Consider the following 16,099-nt stretch of genomic DNA (forward strand, 5'->3'; position numbering starts at 1 on the left):
GAGTGAGCATAAACTTATGGCTGCTGATTTAAGCTGGGAGCATGACATTCTTGAGCTGCTTGGCAAGGACGTAATGGTATTTGATCCGGAGATCCGGGCCAAGCTGTCCAAGGATTATTACTGGTATTCGCCTGTGCTTGATCGTCAGCTCAAAGACATCAAGGCAGCCGATGGTGTGGCGCTTGTACGCAATGAAACCGAAGTTGCCGCTGTGCTCGCTTTTGCCTATTCATTTACAATTCCTGTAACAGTTCGTGGAGCAGGAACGGGGAATTACGGTCAGGCGGTTCCGCTGCAGGGCGGTATTGTGCTTGACCTGAGCCGGATGGATCAAATTATCGAAATCGGTGAAGGTTATGCCCGCTTGCAGTGCGGGGTTAAGCTGGGCACGATTGAGAAAACAGCGCGGGAAGCGGGTCAGGAAATTCGTATTTACCCAAGCACTTACGTAAAAGCAACAGTAGGCGGCTTTGTGAGCGGTGGCTCGGGCGGTATCGGCTCAATAACCTATGGAAATCTATGGGATGGCAATGTGCTGGAGGCTGTCATCTATACAATGGAAGAAGTGCCGCAGCGATTAGTGGTGAAGGGTCGCGACCTATTCGATTACATTCACAATTATGGAACGACAGGCATCATGACGGAGGTTACAATTCCGCTGGCACCGCGTACCGAATGGGCACAGCTCATTGTCCAGTTTCCTTCCTTTGAGCAATCGATGCTTTTTGGAGAGGCGCTGGCAGCGGATGAAACGATCCAGAAACGATTGATCAGTCCGATGGAATGGCCGATTCCTTCGTATTTTACTCCGTTTGCCAAAGTGATCAAGCCAGATATGGCGGCTGTTATGGTTGAAATCGCCGAAGCGATGCTGCCAATGGTAGACGTGCTTGCGCAAAGCTTTGACGGGCATATCGGACATGTCATTGAAGCGGACAAATACCGTCGAACGATTGGGGTCTCTGATTTTACATGGAACCATACGACCTTGTGGGGAATGAAATCCGATTCAACCTTAACCTATTTGCAAGCGGGCTTTCAATTGTCATCTTATTTGGAACAAATGCGAATGATCAAGCAGCAGTTCGGTGATGAGGTTCTGTTTCATTTTGAATGGATGCGCAATTCGGGGGCGATCACGCCTACCTGCCTTCCGCTCGTTTTTTACAAAAGCGAAGAGCGGCTGTACGAGATTATTCATTATTGTGAGTCGATTGGTGTGAAAATTTTCGATCCCCATACCTGGGTATTGGAAAATGGCGGACGCGGGGAAGTTGGCAGTATGCAGCGCAGAAAACGTCTGAATGATCCGCAAGGACTGCTTAATCCCGGAAAAATTATCTGCGAGATGTAGATATAATCCAATGCGGTCGTCGGGAATACAAGTCCAATCGAAAGGAGACTGGCTGCTATGGCAATGGATAAGGTGTATTCAATGATGTTTGAGGATGAGATATTTCCGGAGCGTGAACGTGCGGCCTGGACGTACAGAATGGAAGATCGATTCATGCGCCTCGGTTTTGTCAAGCGTATACTGCCTCCACTCATCGCATTTATGGTGTTTATCGGAGGCTGGCAGCTGATTGTGGGCCTGCTCAATCTGCCCGTCTATCTGGTGCCCAAACCATCGGATATCGTAAGTGCCGCCTGGTTGAACAAGGGAGATTTGTGGGTGTCCGTTTCTACTACGGCAATCGAAGCGATCGTGGGCTTTGTGCTGAGTGTGGTGCTTGGTGTCCTTGGAGCGATTCTGCTGGCCAGCTCGAAGCTGATAGAGAAAAGCGTCTATCCCTACGCAATTATATTGCAGACGATTCCGATTGTTGCCGTCGCTCCACTGATCGTTATTTGGTTCGACGCGGGGATGAATGCAATCGTCATTATCGCTTTTTTGATCGGATTTTTCCCGATGCTATCCAACACATTAATCGGATTGAATGCTACGGATCACAATATGAGCAATCTGTTTTATTTATACAATGCCAACCCGTTCCAGACGATGTGGAAGCTGCGTATTCCGGCTGCTCTGCCTTACATCATAGCCGGTCTCAAGATTTCCTGTACGCTTTGTGTCATCGGTGCAATCGTCGGTGAGTACATTGCCGGAATCGGCGGGGATAAGGGTGGTCTTGGCTACGCGATTACGAACGCTGCTGCCCGTCTCAAAACAGCTTATTTATTCGCCTGCGGCTTATCTGCATCGGTGCTGGGTATCGGATTTTTCCTCTTGGTCAACGCTTTCTCCAAATGGGTATTAAGCTCATGGCATGAATCGGAAATGAGCCGTGAAAGCTGATAGGAATAGTTTGTTAACATTTAAAGAAGGTGATTCCGATGTTCGATCTCGTATTTCGAAATGTGCGTTTGCAAGGAAAACAAGACTCGCCGCTGGTCGATATCGGCCTGCGGGATGGAACCATAACGCTGATCGGTGCGATACCTGCTCATAGCGGGACGCGCGAAGTGGAGGGCAGCGGCTATCTGGCGCTGCCTCCTTTTGTTGAATCGCATATTCATCTGGATACGGTGCTCACAGCTGGTGAGCCTTCCTGGAATGAGAGCGGCACTTTGTTTGAAGGCATCAGGCTGTGGCAGCAGCGGAAGCAGAGCCTTTCCATTGAGGATGTGCTGCGGCGAGCTGAGAAGGTGCTGCGGATGTATATCGTCGGCGGTATTCTGCATATACGCACACAGGCGGATATTTCCGATCCGCAGCTGGTCGCTCTCCGAGCGCTCCTGGAGCTTCGTGAGCGGGTGAAGCCTTATGTTAACCTTCAGGTTATGGCTTTTCCGCAGGATGGCATTCGCGCCTGCCCGGATAATGAGCAGCGGCTTGAAGAAGCGCTTCAGCTGGGCGCGGATGGAGTTGGTGCGATACCGCATTTTGAGCATACGCGGGAGGAAGGGATTGCTTCGCTGGAGGTTTGTTTCCGGCTTGCCGAGAAATACGGGCGTTTTGTCCACATCTTTTGCGATGAAATTGATGACGGACATTCAACGTTTATTGAAACCGCTGCCCATTTGGCCATTCAAACGGGACTGCGCGAACGGGTAACCGTAAGTCATTGCAACGCAACGGCTTATTATGGAGAGGCCTATTTTCAAAAGCTGCTCGGCCTACTGTCCCTCTCTGGTATCAATGTGGTATGCTGTCCGCTTATTAACAGTGCGATGCAGGGCAGGTTCGACAGCTTCCCCAAGGGACGCGGCATCGCCCGGATCAAGGAAATGTGGCAGGCGGGAGTGAATGTGAGTGTGGCGCATGATGATATTCAAACTCCCTTTTATCCGTTTGGTACCGGCAATATGCTGCAGGCTGCCCATATGGCTGCCCATCTTGCACACATGACGGGTCGGGAAGAAGTGGCCGAGCTTGTACGGATGGTAACGGTTCGTGCGGCGAAGACTTTGCAGATAGAGGATCAATACGGGATAGAAGTTGGCAAACCGGCAAATTTTGTTGTATTAGAGGCTCGTGATGCGATGGAGCTTGTGAACAAGCAGCCGGCTTGTCGTTATGTTATCAGTCAGGGCCGTATCGTTGCCGAGACGGTTCCTGCTGTGAGCAGCTTGTTCGATTGTCTGGATGAATGAGCTTCGCCTACAGACGATAGGAATCTAAGAAACTCATCTCGGCATTCGTTATCATCCATTGTCAGCATAACGATCCAAAGCCTTCACAGTGGTTTCGTGCATTCGCTGCTGGAGGGCCGGATCCCCGACGATGCGGACACGTTTACCAAGAAAGCGAAGCTTGGACAGCATATAATCGGTCTCATTCTTCGCAAAGGTCACCTGAATCGTATACAGGTGCTGTTCGGCGTCATAATCGACCTCCTTTTCAAAGCAGGAAAAGGCATACAGGATGCGTGACAGCTCGCGGTTATATTCCCGCAGCACTTGAATGTATGTGCTTGCTTTATGCTGCTCAAGAGCGGCGTGAATGGCTGCGCCATACTGCGCGACCTCAAGATCAGACAGAGCTTCTTCAGCTACAGCCAAGATTTTGTGCAGCCGTGTGCTCATCAGGGTTTTTCGCCTCTGATGGTACCAGAGCAGATACCATTCCTTTTTGACCATAGAATATTCCAGCTTATAAGGAAACCCGAGTTCATCGAGTTTGGTCCGCCCGCCTTTCACTTGATAGCTGATGCAAATTCCTTGTTGATTCATAATGGCCCGACGCAAGGGGCGCAGGTAAGCGTGGTAAACCTGCCGCTCTGTGCTGCGGGCTTTTTCCACGAAAGCCTCTGTTATGTCCATCATGTTCTCTGGTTCGAGGAGCTGCTGCAGCTTTCCAAGTGTTGCTGTCGTGAACGCTTCCTCCGCTGCGGGATGCTGGAGCATGGTTTTCAGCCAGCTGCGCTCATGGGAGGTGATCATGAAGGTGCCTGAATCCTCCAGGCGGGAAATAATCTGATAGTTAAATATTTTTTCAAACAGATTCATAGTAAGACTGTATCTCCTTCCATTCCGCTATCAGCTCTTGTCGGAACCGCACCGGCTCCAGAACCTCGCAGCTGGAACCGAAGCTCCGCAGCCACGGCTTGATCTCCTGCGTACCGTTGACGGTTATTTCATATATAAATGATTCCTTGTCCTCTTCGGTAATGAGTCCCCACTGTCCTTGCAGCAGCACACGTTCCTTGACGAAATTCGTCCGCAAATGAACCGGATTGAAAAATCGCACACGAACTGTAACCGGATGACCGGTATCGATTAACCAGCTGTGTTGAATTTTATGCTCCAGCTCCAGCTTTTTACTTTCAAAAAATGCCTCGTTAACAGACTCGCCCTCGACAATCTGCGTCATTCCCTCGATTCGATATTTTCTGATACCATGCCGTGCATGATGAGACAGCAGGTACCAGCGCCCATATTGATGATCGTACACCACTTTTAAGGGAAGCGTCAGCTCCTGATGGCCTTCCGCTTCGCGTTCGAACAATGGGTTCGTATTTTGCGAAGCATAGCTTTGCGGGTTTTTCGGCGAAAAATATAAAAATTGCACTTTACGGCGGCTGCGGATAGCATCGAGCAGCACAAACAAATGTGCCTCATCCAAAATACGGGAGTAATAATGATATTTATACAGAAAAGGCTCCAATGGCAGTTTCTCCAACTGGCTGTACTGGAGACTCTTCTTCAGACTGTCCCGCAGTAGGTAGCCTTGTACCGAAGGAAGCTGAGTATTGGCCATAACATCTACAAAATCATACAGATCCAGCAGCTCATCCTGCGATAAATCCCGGACCAGATCATGGTTAATGCGGTAACGATACGGGCGTGGTCCTGGTTCTTTGGCGATTACGCCAACCTCTTCGAGATATTTGAGATCGGAGCGGACTGTTTTTTCATCGGGCAAAGCAAGCTCGGATGGCATTGCGCTGCAGCAGGCATCCAGCAGCTCCATGGCGGTCAGCGACTTCTTATGAAGAGTGGCCAATAGCAGAGAGATCCGCTTGGATTCGGTTTCTTTAAGCGATTTGGCGCGAAATAGAAACAGCAGCATAGGGTCTGTGGAATCCAAATAGCTGTAGCGGATCATATCGGCGAGTTCTTTTCCCTGATCCTCAGGCAGCTGACGATAGATTGAGCCGACAATTTCCTTTAATCGTTTGATCGTTTTGTCAAAGGTATGAATAGAGATGCCCAGTCGATCGGCAAATTGCTGTCGACTGTATGCGCCGCCAGTCAGGACAAGCATACGTAAAAACTGGATTTCTTTATCAAAGCTTTCCTTGGCCATGTCAATCCCTCAATTCTGGTGGTTCTCTCTTTCGTGCAGAAATACCGTTATGGAACCGCACTGCTATTGTAACAGCAGAAGGAAATGAAGAAAATGGAAAGTTTGTAGCGAGTCGTAATACTTTCACCATGTTCCTGCATCTCAAAATGAGCGATGATAAGACAGGTTGATGCACGGGTGACTTACCCAGGCAGGGATGTCGATCATCCCGCAGTGCCCGCACACTTTGGGTGCAGGTATGCTGTAACGTTTATACCGGTGTCAATCTCCGATGTGTCAAGGGTTCGAATCCCTTATTGCCTGCACGGTAATTAGCTCAGTGGTAGAGCACTCGACTTTTAATCGAGCGATATTGAAAATGCTGAACAAGGCCTTAAACAGGAAGTCTCAGTGGGCACTTGTGCTCACACTGCAGGCAGGCTCTGTAGTCGGTGGATACCGAAGCGGGCGGATCGCGGATCGGACTGTGGACAAAATTAAATGGCTTACGGGTTGAAGTTAAACCGGTGGCGTTTCATTAAGGCTGTAATCTGAAAGCTGATGTACCCGATTCTTAAGCCAGACTCCGCTCTCGCTTCAGGAGGCTTCCCTATTAAAAGGTCAAACCCAAAGAAAGTTAAGGAGGATGTCCTATGTTTAAAAAAGTTATCATTCAAACCGGTGAACGGGGCTTGCTGTTTCGACAGGGAAATTACGTCAAGCACTTGCAGCCGGGAACGTACCGATTTGGTCCATTTTCCGAGGATACCATTACCATCATGAATGTGGCAAAGCCTTTTTATGTGCCCAACAAGGATGTTCAACTGTTCATTCAGGATGAACAGCTGCTTAAGGAGCTGACCATCGTAGACGTTCAGGACTATGAATATGTGCTGCATTATGAGGATGGGAAGTTTGTCTCGCTGTTGACGGCAGGCTTGTATGTGTTCTGGAATGTGCTGAAGCGTCATACATGTGTACGTATCGATACCCGGGAGCCAGAGATGAGTGCTGCGGTGGAGCGTTCCATTTTGCCGAAGCTGACCGGATACTACCAGACGATTGAAGTTGCAGGTCATGAGGCAGGCGTGTTGTATTACAATCATGTGATGCAAAGGGAGCTGCGTCCCGGCAAGTATTACTTTTGGAAGGGACCTGTTCACGTTGCAGGTAAAACATTGGACTTGCGGCAGCAGCAGTTGGATATGACGGGTCAGGAAATTATGACAGAAGACAAGGTCACACTTCGCCTGAACTTTGTTTGCCAGTATAAAATTGTAAACCCGCTGAAGTCGCTTGAGATCAAATCGTTCGAGGACCAGATTTATATATTGCTGCAGCTGATCTTGCGCGAATATGTAGGTACGCTGAAGCTGGATGATTTGTTGAAAATGAAGCAGGAAATCGCCATCTTCGTACTCTCTGCTCTGAACCGGAGAAGTGAAGATTACGGGGTGCAGTTTCTGTCAGCAGGCCTGAAGGATATTATTTTGCCTGGCGATATCAAGGATATTCTCAATACGGTCCTGTTGGCTGAGAAGAAGGCGCAAGCTAATATTATTACCCGTCGTGAAGAAACGGCCTCAACGCGCAGCCTGCTCAATACAGCCAAGCTGATGGATGAGAACCAGACGCTGTATCGTCTGAAGGAGCTGGAGTTTCTGGAAAAAATCTGTGAGAAAATCGGGACGATTTCACTCACGGGCGGCGGTAATTTACTGGAGCAGTTGAACTCCTTGCTCAGCATAAAGGAATCCAAGCAATAAACCACAAGACGAGAGATGGTCGTTTTGTGTTTTTTTATTGTCCAGCGAAATGAGTCATGCAGCCACTTATTCATCTAATTGTTTCTGACTATTCAATGTCAGGTTTTATTTGCTATAATAGAGCAATTCCGTTTGGCAGGCGATAATATTCACCAGAACGGTGATCGTGATTAGAGGGTGGATGTATGATGGAAATTGGTTGGTTTGAGCTTGAAATTTTAATGAAGCTGGGCATATCGGCTATTTTGGGTATGGTTATTGGCGTAGAACGGGAGATTCGCAACAAGCCATTGGGCTTGAAGACCTCGTTGGTTATTTGTCTAAGCAGCTGCTTGTTAACGATTGTTTCTATTGAATCAGCGAACAAATATGCGATAGCCGGGCTTCACGTTATGGACCCGATGCGTTTGGCTGCTCAGGTCGTGAGCGGGATCGGTTTCCTGGGAGCGGGTGTTATTCTTCGAAAATCAAACGATGTCATCGTAGGTTTGACGACTGCAGCCATGATTTGGGGAGCCAGCGGCTTGGGGATAGCTGTAGGGGCCGGTTTTTATGTAGAGGCCATATTTGGCATGCTGCTCATCCTGGCGAGCGTTGTGGCCGTTCCGTTTTTTATCAAAAAGATAGGGCCCAAAAATTTGACCTTAAAAGAGCTTCGTATCAAGCTTGTTGTACAGCACGAAGGTGATTTGACCAGTATTATCAAGCTGATTATCGCGAAGCACTATAAGATGAACAATATTCATATCAAAGAATTGAGCGCCGAGCAGCAGGAATTGAATTTTATTCTTCTTGTTGAAAAGAAATTTGCCTCGGAGGTCTATTATGAAATGAAAAGCTTGCCTTATATAGAAACGGTAGAGGTTGAAACGTTATAAGCGTCTGCCCCTTTTTTTGAAAGGTAAACATTTCCGTTTCTATCGCCCAGCAACACAATTGATCCTCTTGCCGAACGGAAGAGGGTCGTTTATAATTTATTTATAGTAAACTGTTAACAGTTGCCAAACGATGATATTTGCAAAAAGACTGCTTTTGTCGGTTGCTACTTTGCTGCTATCTTAACCTCAAGCTATGCTGACCGCCTGCGTGGTCAATACCTCAAGAGAAGCTTTAATGATTCCATTCGTTGTCTTGAAACCTTATTTGTAAGCGCATACTTTAGACTTTTGCCGTATTGGATGTAAGTCCTTGCTGGTGAGCTACTCGTTAAGAGACTGACTGCGATAATCCAAAGGAGGGCAGTGCCGATGATCACATGGAATTTTGAAAAGCAGGTTGTTGTCATTACGGGGGGGACAAGTGGATTAGGATACGCTTTAACTGAAAGTTTCATTCAAAGCGGTGCCAAGGTGTACAGCTGTGGAATGAATGATGCCAATTTGATACAAGCCAGGGAAACGCTGTCGCAGACCTACAAACACGACAGCTTCGATGTTTCCTCTGTTGATGTCAGAGACACGGCCCGACTGAAGGAATGGCTGCAGATGATTGAACGTGAGGCGCAGAGAATCGATGTACTGATCAATGCCGCCGGAGTATGCTCTACGGTAGCGGCAGCCGATGTAGACAATGAGCTATGGGATTTAATGATGGACGTAAATGTAAAAGGAACCTTTTTCGCCTGCCAGGCTGCCGCGGAGTATATGAAAAAGCGGGGTTATGGACGTATTGTTAATGTCAGCTCGATCAGTGCGTATAACGGTGGAACGCTGGTCAGCCCGCCGTATGGAGCCTCCAAGGCCGGAGTAGTGGCTTTGACCAAGTCATTTGCTGCACTATATTCCCGCTATGGAATTAGTGTGAATGCCGTTTCTCCAGGGCCGTTCAAGACGGATATGATTGCTGATTTTACACCGCAGGGTGTTGCAGGCATGATTTCCAAAACACCGGATGGCCGACTCGGTGAAATAGCGGATGTGGTGCAAAGCATATTATTTTTAAGTGATGCATCAGCCAGTCACATTACAGGAGCTACCTTGGATATCAATGGTGGCTTATACATGAGGTGATGCTATGAAAATCATGAAGGTTGAGCCGATGGGCATGCGTTATATCGAGCCGAATGATGATAACAGCACGCGTTATACGATGCTCGTCCGAATTGAAACGGACAGCGGGCTTGTGGGCTGGGGGGAAGGGATAGCGATGTGGCCGGAAGCCGTTAAGGCGGCGGCAGCTTTAATTGATGGTGGTTTGACGGCGCTTGTGATCGGCAAGGACCCACTGGATACCGAACTGCACTGGCAGGTGATGAAGGAGCATGTATGGTGGTATGGGGGAGATGGCGGAATTGCATCCTTTGCTATCAGCGCTATTGACATGGCCTTGTGGGATATTAAAGGCAAGGCTTTACAGCAGCCGCTTTACAAGCTATTTGGCGGCAAAATGCTGAATAAGCTTCATGCGAATGCCAGCATTCATGTCAAATATTTCGAGCATCAAAAAAATGCCGATGAGATCAAGGGTTACATCGATGAAGGCTATCAATCGGTCAAGGTAGGCTTTGGGAAAAAAGGAACCGCCAAGCTGGGTTTAACCGAAGAATACGATATGGCATTCGTAAAGGCAGTTCGCCGCGCAATCGGTCCCAAGGTTGGATTTATGGTCGATATCGGGCATAAGGTCAAATGGGATGTTGCACACGCGATCCGAATGACGAAGCATTTTGCCGAATATGGAATCGATTGGATCGAGGAGCCCTTTGAGCCGAATCAGCTTGCTGATTTTGCCCGGCTCAAGCAGGCAACGGGCTGTCTGCTGGCTTCGGGAGAGCGTGAATCGACGGTGGAAGCCTATTCCCGCCTGATCCGGACGGGCTTGATCGATATTGTCGGTATTGATCCTGCGCGGTCCGATGGTATAACCGGATTTCTCAAGGTGCTTACCCTTGTAGCCGATGCCAAGATCAAATTCAATACCCATGCCTGGAGCACGGCCTTAACAACTGCCGCCAGTGTTCATCTCTCGATTTCTTCGCCCCATTGCATAATCATGGAGCTTAAGCCGCTTCCAAGCTCAATGCAGCACGAGCTCGTTTATAATCCGATTGTTCAACAAGACGGCTGGGTGCTGCCTATCGAGGAGCCGGGTCTGGGTGTGGAGGTAGATGAAGAAGCAGTCCGCAAATATCGGTTCTGTTAAGCGATTGACGGCAGCTCTCCATAGGAGTGAGTGACATGATTCAAAAGGAAGTTTTATCAGAGAAGGTTGCCAGCTATTTGCGCACCCGAATACTGCTGGGTGAATATCCAAAAGGATTTCATCTGAGTGAAGCACAGTTATCGAAGGAGCTTACCGTAAGCAGGGGGCCCATTCGAGAGGCGATCCACCTGCTTGAGAACGAAGGGTTGACTGAAACTCCGGGAAACGGCCGAACGTTGGTGAAGGGATATGGCAAGCAGGATGTAAAGGATTTATTTCAACTTCGATGTATGCTGGAAGCTTTGGCGATTCGCAGCTTGATTGAACAGGGAAGCCATCATGATTTATCTGGTGTACAGGGAGTCCAGCAAGCTATGGAAGCCAGCACTTCCAAATCAGATACGATTCGACTGGATATCGAGTATCATTATCAAATCGTGAAAGCCGCAAGCAACCGTACGCTGCTCAATATGTGGCTGATGATCAAAGGCTTGACGAGTGCTTTGATAGAAATGACGACGGGAACCTATGGAGATATCGGTTTTGTTATGCATAGTCATGCGGAAATAACGAAATCGCTATTAGCGGGTGAGGCTGATGAAGCGATTCACCTACTGAAGGGGCACTTGGAAATAGGTCAGCAGATGATTATTACTTATTTGGAGGGTCAGTACCCTCAGACTGGAGGATCTACAATTGGAACAGACTCAAATTCCTGAGAAAATGAAAGCCCTGGTCGTCTATGGAATAGGTGACTACAGGCTTGAAACGGTTGATGTGCCCACAGCGGGCGAAGGGGAGATTTTAATTAAGGTAGAGGCCTGTGGCATTTGTGCCAGCGATGTCAAAACCTTTTTGGGTGCGCCCAAAATTTGGGGTGGTGACGGCAATCCGCCTTATATTCAAACTCCAGCGATACCGGGCCATGAATTTGTCGGCCATATCGTAAGTATGGGACCGGGTGTGAAGGGTGATTTTAAAGTAGGTGATCGGGTCATTTCCGAGCAGATCGTGCCCTGCTGGGACTGCCGATATTGTAATACGGGCAAATACTGGATGTGCCAAAGGCACGATATTTATGGCTTTCAAACCCATGTCAATGGTGCCATGGCTGAATATATGAAATTTCCGAAGGAAGCGATCAATTATACGATTCCGAAGGAAATCCCGATTGAAAAGGCAGTCCTTATAGAGCCGTATGCCTGCTCCAAGCATTGCGTCGATCGGGCGAATATCGGCAATGAAGATATTGTGGTGCTGGCAGGAACAGGAACCTTGGGCCTTGGCATGATAGGGGCAATTAAGCTGAGAAACCCCAAAAAGCTCGTTGTACTCGATATGAAGGATGATAGATTGGAGCTCGCGAAAGCTTTTGGCGCTGATATCACGATCAATCCATCCAAAGAAAATGTAAAAGAAATGATCATGAATATGACGGACGGCTATGGCTGTGATATTTATATTGAGGCTACAGGGCATCCGGCCAGCGTCAAGCAGGGACTGGAAATCGTGCGAAAGCTGGGAACCTTCGTAGAGTTTAGCGTGTTCAAGGATCTCGTAACAGTCGATTGGAGCATTATAGGGGATTCCAAGGAATTGAATATTTACGGCGCCCACTTAAGCCCATATTGCTATGAGTCGGTTATTGAATGGATTGGCAACGGAAAGCTGCCTACGGACGGGGTGGTCACGCACCAGCTCAGTCTTGAGCAATGGCGGGAAGGTTTTGAGATGATGGAGAAGGGTGATCCGTGTATAAAAGCGATCTTGATCCCTTAGAAGCAAAGGCAGTTTGAAAAAAAATTTTGATTGTGGATATACCAAAAGCAGTCCCAGACCAATTGCGGTAGAGGGACTGCTTTTGTCTGTTATTTGCTCTCCAATTTGACCTTTTCACCAAGCGCATGAGCGGCTTGAATCGCAGCATACACATTATCATGGTGGACCGGGAAGGGGAGATAATGAATAATTTCGTTCAGATCACAGGCTCTTTGGGCACTCAACCGTATTTCGTGATCCCGCACTTCGGTACAGCCCATGTCAAACAGACTGACAGGCAGACCGATCACCTGATAGAAACGCATCAGCTCAACAATTTGCTCCTCGGACTTGTTCTCCAGCATGAGCTGACACAAAATTCCAAAGGCAACCAGCTCGCCATGATAGGTGCCGTGAATTTCATCGATACAGGTCATTCCGTTATGAAAAGCATGGGCTCCAGAGCCTCTGCATGTATGATGGCCAATACCTCCGACAAGTCCGGCCAGTAAAATATTTGTATCGATAATTTGCCGAATGGCGTCACCGGCGAGACCTTGTTTACTTTCACTAATCGCCTGTTCGCTGAATTCCATCAGAAGATCCCGTGCAAGCTCAGCCGTTTTTAGACCGAGACGGGTTTTGGCGTTTTGAAATTTACCTTCATTGATGGGGTATGCCTCGTACCACTTCGCCAGTGTATCACCGATTCCAGCAATCAAATACCGATAAGGAGCCTCTGCGATAATTTGTGGATCTACAAGCGTCAGCACTGGGCACCAATCATAATACTCCATCCCCAAATACTCATGACCGGGCTTGTACATAATGGACAGTGGAGTCGTAGCTGCGCAGGTGGAAGCCAGTGTAGCTATGGTTGCCATTTTAATGCCAGTACGGTGAGCGACAACCTTGGCTGTGTCCATGCACTGCCCGCCACCAACGGCAACGATCAAATCCATATGCTCAGGTATGAGCGCCATAATGCGCTCGGTTTCCTCATAGGTACATTCACCATTAAAGGTGCACAAGTGAAATTGAAGCGCATTCATTTCCAGGCTTGCTTTAATCTGCGGTCCCGCTTTCTGCCAAGCAGTTTTACCCGCGATGATCAGAATTCGCTTTCCGAATTTCCCCAACCATTCCCCGGACAATTGTAAAATGTTCGGTTCCTGAATATAAACCGTTGGATACGCCATTGACACCAGCATAATGTTAGATTCCTCCTTAGCGTTTGAGTGGAGCACACCATTCATAAACATTTACCGACTTAGGGCAGAAAACCTACTTCGTAACATCTGCGGGATTTGCTTCCGCAAAACTGACATCATAAGCACCCACTGTTTTTTCAATAATTTGACATCGCAATCCATTATAATAAAATGGGTTTAGTACTATTTTACTTCAAGTGGGCTTGCATATGTTATTATTATTTTGAAAGTCATACACGTCAAAGCTTCCTAACGGAAGCTCAGTAAACGCTTACGATGCAAGCTTCGTGATGGAAGCTCAAGCAAATGCTTACGATGCAAGCTTCCTAAAGGAAGCTTTGAGGAGGGAAAACGAACATGAAGGTTTTGTTTATTGGAGGCACGGGGTTAATCAGCCAGGCAGTTTCCAAGCTGACCGTGGAAAAAGGTTTCGATTTATACCTGTTAAACCGGGGGCAGCGGAATGATTTTGTCCCGGATGGTGCTCATGTGATCAAGGCAGATATTCGGGATGCAGCAGCTACAGCGGAGGCGTTAAAGCCATTTGAGTTTGATGTCGTTGTAGACTGGATTGCGTTTACTGCGGATCATGTTCGGGTAGATGTAGAGCTGTTCAAAGGAAAAACATCCCAGTACATATTTATCAGCTCGGCCTCGGCCTATCAGAAGCCTGCCACCCAGTACCTGGTGACGGAATCGACACCGCTTGCCAATCCATTCTGGCAGTATTCTCGGGATAAAATTGCCTGTGAGGAATTGCTGATGAATGCATATCGCAATGAGAGCTTCCCGATCACAATTGTACGTCCGTCCTATACATATGGAGATACGATGATTCCATCCGCACTGAACAGCTGGAGCCACCCGTGGTCTCTGGTGGACCGGATGCGCAAAGGCAAAAAAATCGTCGTACACGGAGATGGAACATCTCTGTGGACGATGACTCATAACACCGATTTTGCCAAAGGCTTTGTTGGATTATTAGGCAATCCTAAAGCAATCGGACATGCCTTCCATATTACCTCCGACGAGGTACTGGATTGGAATCAAATCACTCGATCCATCGGGGCAGCAGCAGGAGTTAAGCCTGATATTGCTAATATTTCCTCTGATTTTATAACGGCGTTCTCGCCTGATAGTGTCGGTGGTCTGCTGGGTGATAAGGCAGTGAGCAGTGTATTTGATAACAGTAAAATCAAACGGTTCGTTCCCGGCTTTGTGGCAACCGTTCCTTTTCATGAGGGGATCAAACGGACTGTAGAATGGTTCGAAGGACACCCGGAGAAATGCACCGTGGACACAGCCTGGAATGAACTGATGGATCGGATTGTCGAGGCCCACGAGGCAGGACGGCAGCGAGCCAACAGCTGATCTTTTGCTTAAAATTTTGCGAACGATTTGAACATAAGCTGGTAAATAATAAGCTGACAATGCAGTCGGTCTCCCAGAGAGACAGGCTGCATTTTTGGTTTATTGCCTAAACCGCCAACAGCCCCACCTTCAGCGCATCGAGCAGCTTCTCAACCGCAGAGCTGAATAACGAGCCCTCCTGCTTTCTCAAAATACCCGTTACCAGTCCTGAGTCCAGATCCTGAATGTTCTTGAGCACGGTTCCAGCAGGCGGGGGAAGAACGGTAATCAGTGGTACGACGGCAACCCCGAAATTAGCCTGCACATAATACTTGAGCGCGGCCATATTCCCTATCTCCATCCCATTGTAAGGACTGCCGCCCTTTTCCAACAGGCAGCTTTCCAGCTTTTTGCGATAGGGGCAGACGGAGGTCGTGATTAACAAGGTTTCATTCTGAAGATCGTGAAGATAGATGTGTTCCTTACCGACGAGGCTGTGGTTTTCGGGTATGAGCAGTCCAAGCTTCTCTATAAACAAAGGCTCGAAGGTGCTGCTAAGACCGCTTTCGGGAGTCGTGCAAATAGCCAAATCGATTTCATCATCAGCGAGCATCTGGCTCAGAACCGTAGTGTTCCCGATCTGGATGCTGATCTGTACCTTGGGATACTGCTGCAGGAACGGGCCCAATATCTGCGGCAGCCGATAGCTGGCTGTTGGTTCCATGGCGCCGAAACGGATCACGCCGGTCTCACCCTTAATAAACTCGTTCATCGTATTGCTCAGAAAAGCGTAGTCCTTGAGCAGCAAATCCGATTTTTCATGAAACAACCGCCCGGCTTCCGTCAATCGAAGCTTTTTACCGCGTTCCAGCAGCTTGACGCCAAGATCCATCTCCAGCTTTTGAATATGCATTGTGATCGTGGATTGGCCATACTGCAGTTCATCCGCTGCCCGTTGAAAGCTGCCCAGCTTGACGATGGTTTGAAATGTTTTAATGGTACGCAAGTCCATGTCGGTTTTCTCCTTTACCGATACTTCAAAATAAGTGAAGGAACAGTTCTTTTTTTTCAATTGTACAAAATCATAATAGTTCTGTATATATATCTAAAGAATATATTTAATTAAACCAAGGGGAATACTCAAC

15 protein-coding genes are annotated in these 16,099 nt (G+C 48.0%); 11 read left to right on the forward strand and 4 right to left on the reverse strand.

Going from position 1 to position 16,099, the window contains the following annotated elements; all coding sequences use genetic code 11:
* Nucleotides 1-16: 16 nt before the first annotated feature.
* The 3 genes from OB236_RS30340 (at nucleotide 17) to codA (ending at nucleotide 3,594) form a co-directional block, all read left to right on the forward strand.
* Nucleotides 17-1,354: an FAD-binding oxidoreductase gene (locus tag OB236_RS30340; RefSeq protein WP_262687297.1), complete on the forward strand. Its 1,338-nt coding sequence runs from the start codon at nucleotides 17-19 to the stop codon at nucleotides 1,352-1,354.
* A gap of 138 nt (nucleotides 1,355-1,492) precedes the next feature.
* Complete coding sequence (locus OB236_RS30345; protein ID WP_262687340.1) at nucleotides 1,493-2,296, forward strand: ABC transporter permease; 804 nt, start codon at nucleotides 1,493-1,495, stop codon at nucleotides 2,294-2,296.
* Nucleotides 2,297-2,328: 32 nt separating this feature from the next.
* On the forward strand, nucleotides 2,329-3,594 hold the full coding sequence (gene codA / locus OB236_RS30350) for a cytosine deaminase (RefSeq protein WP_262687341.1): 1,266 nt from the start codon (nucleotides 2,329-2,331) through the stop codon (nucleotides 3,592-3,594).
* Nucleotides 3,595-3,645: 51 nt separating this feature from the next.
* On the opposite strand, the gene OB236_RS30355 is transcribed toward codA, so the two are convergent.
* Together OB236_RS30355 and OB236_RS30360 are read right to left on the reverse strand one after the other, a co-directional pair.
* Nucleotides 3,646-4,449 (reverse strand): WYL domain-containing protein, encoded by an 804-nt coding sequence (locus tag OB236_RS30355; RefSeq protein WP_262687298.1) that lies wholly within the window; start codon nucleotides 4,447-4,449, stop codon nucleotides 3,646-3,648.
* Entirely contained in the window at nucleotides 4,436-5,749 is a 1,314-nt protein-coding gene (locus OB236_RS30360; protein ID WP_262687299.1) for a helix-turn-helix transcriptional regulator, read from the reverse strand. Before OB236_RS30360 ends, OB236_RS30355 begins: the two co-directional genes overlap by 14 nt.
* A gap of 271 nt (nucleotides 5,750-6,020) precedes the next feature.
* On the opposite strand from OB236_RS30360, the gene OB236_RS30365 reads away from it, so the two are divergent.
* From OB236_RS30365 to OB236_RS30395, 7 genes are all read left to right on the forward strand, one after another.
* Entirely contained in the window at nucleotides 6,021-6,245 is a 225-nt protein-coding gene (locus OB236_RS30365) for a hypothetical protein (RefSeq protein ID WP_262687300.1), read from the forward strand.
* Nucleotides 6,246-6,381: 136 nt separating this feature from the next.
* Nucleotides 6,382-7,494: a slipin family protein gene (locus OB236_RS30370; protein ID WP_262687301.1), complete on the forward strand. Its 1,113-nt coding sequence runs from the start codon at nucleotides 6,382-6,384 to the stop codon at nucleotides 7,492-7,494.
* Nucleotides 7,495-7,682: 188 nt separating this feature from the next.
* A complete protein-coding gene (locus OB236_RS30375; protein ID WP_262687303.1) occupies nucleotides 7,683-8,372 on the forward strand; it encodes an MgtC/SapB family protein in 690 nt (229 codons plus the stop codon).
* A gap of 369 nt (nucleotides 8,373-8,741) precedes the next feature.
* Nucleotides 8,742-9,503, forward strand: coding sequence for an SDR family NAD(P)-dependent oxidoreductase (locus OB236_RS30380; RefSeq protein WP_076233048.1), 762 nt, complete (start codon nucleotides 8,742-8,744; stop codon nucleotides 9,501-9,503).
* A 4-nt stretch (nucleotides 9,504-9,507) separates the two neighbouring features.
* Nucleotides 9,508-10,635: a mandelate racemase/muconate lactonizing enzyme family protein gene (locus OB236_RS30385; protein WP_262687304.1), complete on the forward strand. Its 1,128-nt coding sequence runs from the start codon at nucleotides 9,508-9,510 to the stop codon at nucleotides 10,633-10,635.
* Nucleotides 10,636-10,670: 35 nt separating this feature from the next.
* Nucleotides 10,671-11,354: a GntR family transcriptional regulator gene (locus tag OB236_RS30390; protein WP_262687305.1), complete on the forward strand. Its 684-nt coding sequence runs from the start codon at nucleotides 10,671-10,673 to the stop codon at nucleotides 11,352-11,354.
* 4 nt (nucleotides 11,355-11,358) lie between these two features.
* Entirely contained in the window at nucleotides 11,359-12,414 is a 1,056-nt protein-coding gene (locus OB236_RS30395; RefSeq protein ID WP_262687342.1) for an alcohol dehydrogenase catalytic domain-containing protein, read from the forward strand.
* Nucleotides 12,415-12,503: 89 nt separating this feature from the next.
* Here the strand turns inward: OB236_RS30395 and OB236_RS30400 are convergent, their stop codons facing one another.
* Nucleotides 12,504-13,604, reverse strand: a complete 1,101-nt coding sequence (locus tag OB236_RS30400) for an iron-containing alcohol dehydrogenase family protein (RefSeq protein ID WP_076233050.1) — start codon at nucleotides 13,602-13,604, stop codon at nucleotides 12,504-12,506.
* Between the two features lie 357 nt (nucleotides 13,605-13,961).
* Between OB236_RS30400 and OB236_RS30405 the strand changes: the two genes are divergently transcribed.
* Nucleotides 13,962-14,975, forward strand: coding sequence for an SDR family oxidoreductase (locus OB236_RS30405; protein ID WP_262687306.1), 1,014 nt, complete (start codon nucleotides 13,962-13,964; stop codon nucleotides 14,973-14,975).
* 106 nt (nucleotides 14,976-15,081) lie between these two features.
* Here OB236_RS30405 and OB236_RS30410 read toward each other — a convergent pair whose 3' ends face one another.
* Complete coding sequence (locus OB236_RS30410) at nucleotides 15,082-15,966, reverse strand: LysR family transcriptional regulator (RefSeq protein ID WP_262687307.1); 885 nt, start codon at nucleotides 15,964-15,966, stop codon at nucleotides 15,082-15,084.
* Nucleotides 15,967-16,099 lie beyond the last annotated feature (133 nt).

The sequence above is a fragment of the Paenibacillus baimaensis genome, from assembly GCF_025567575.1.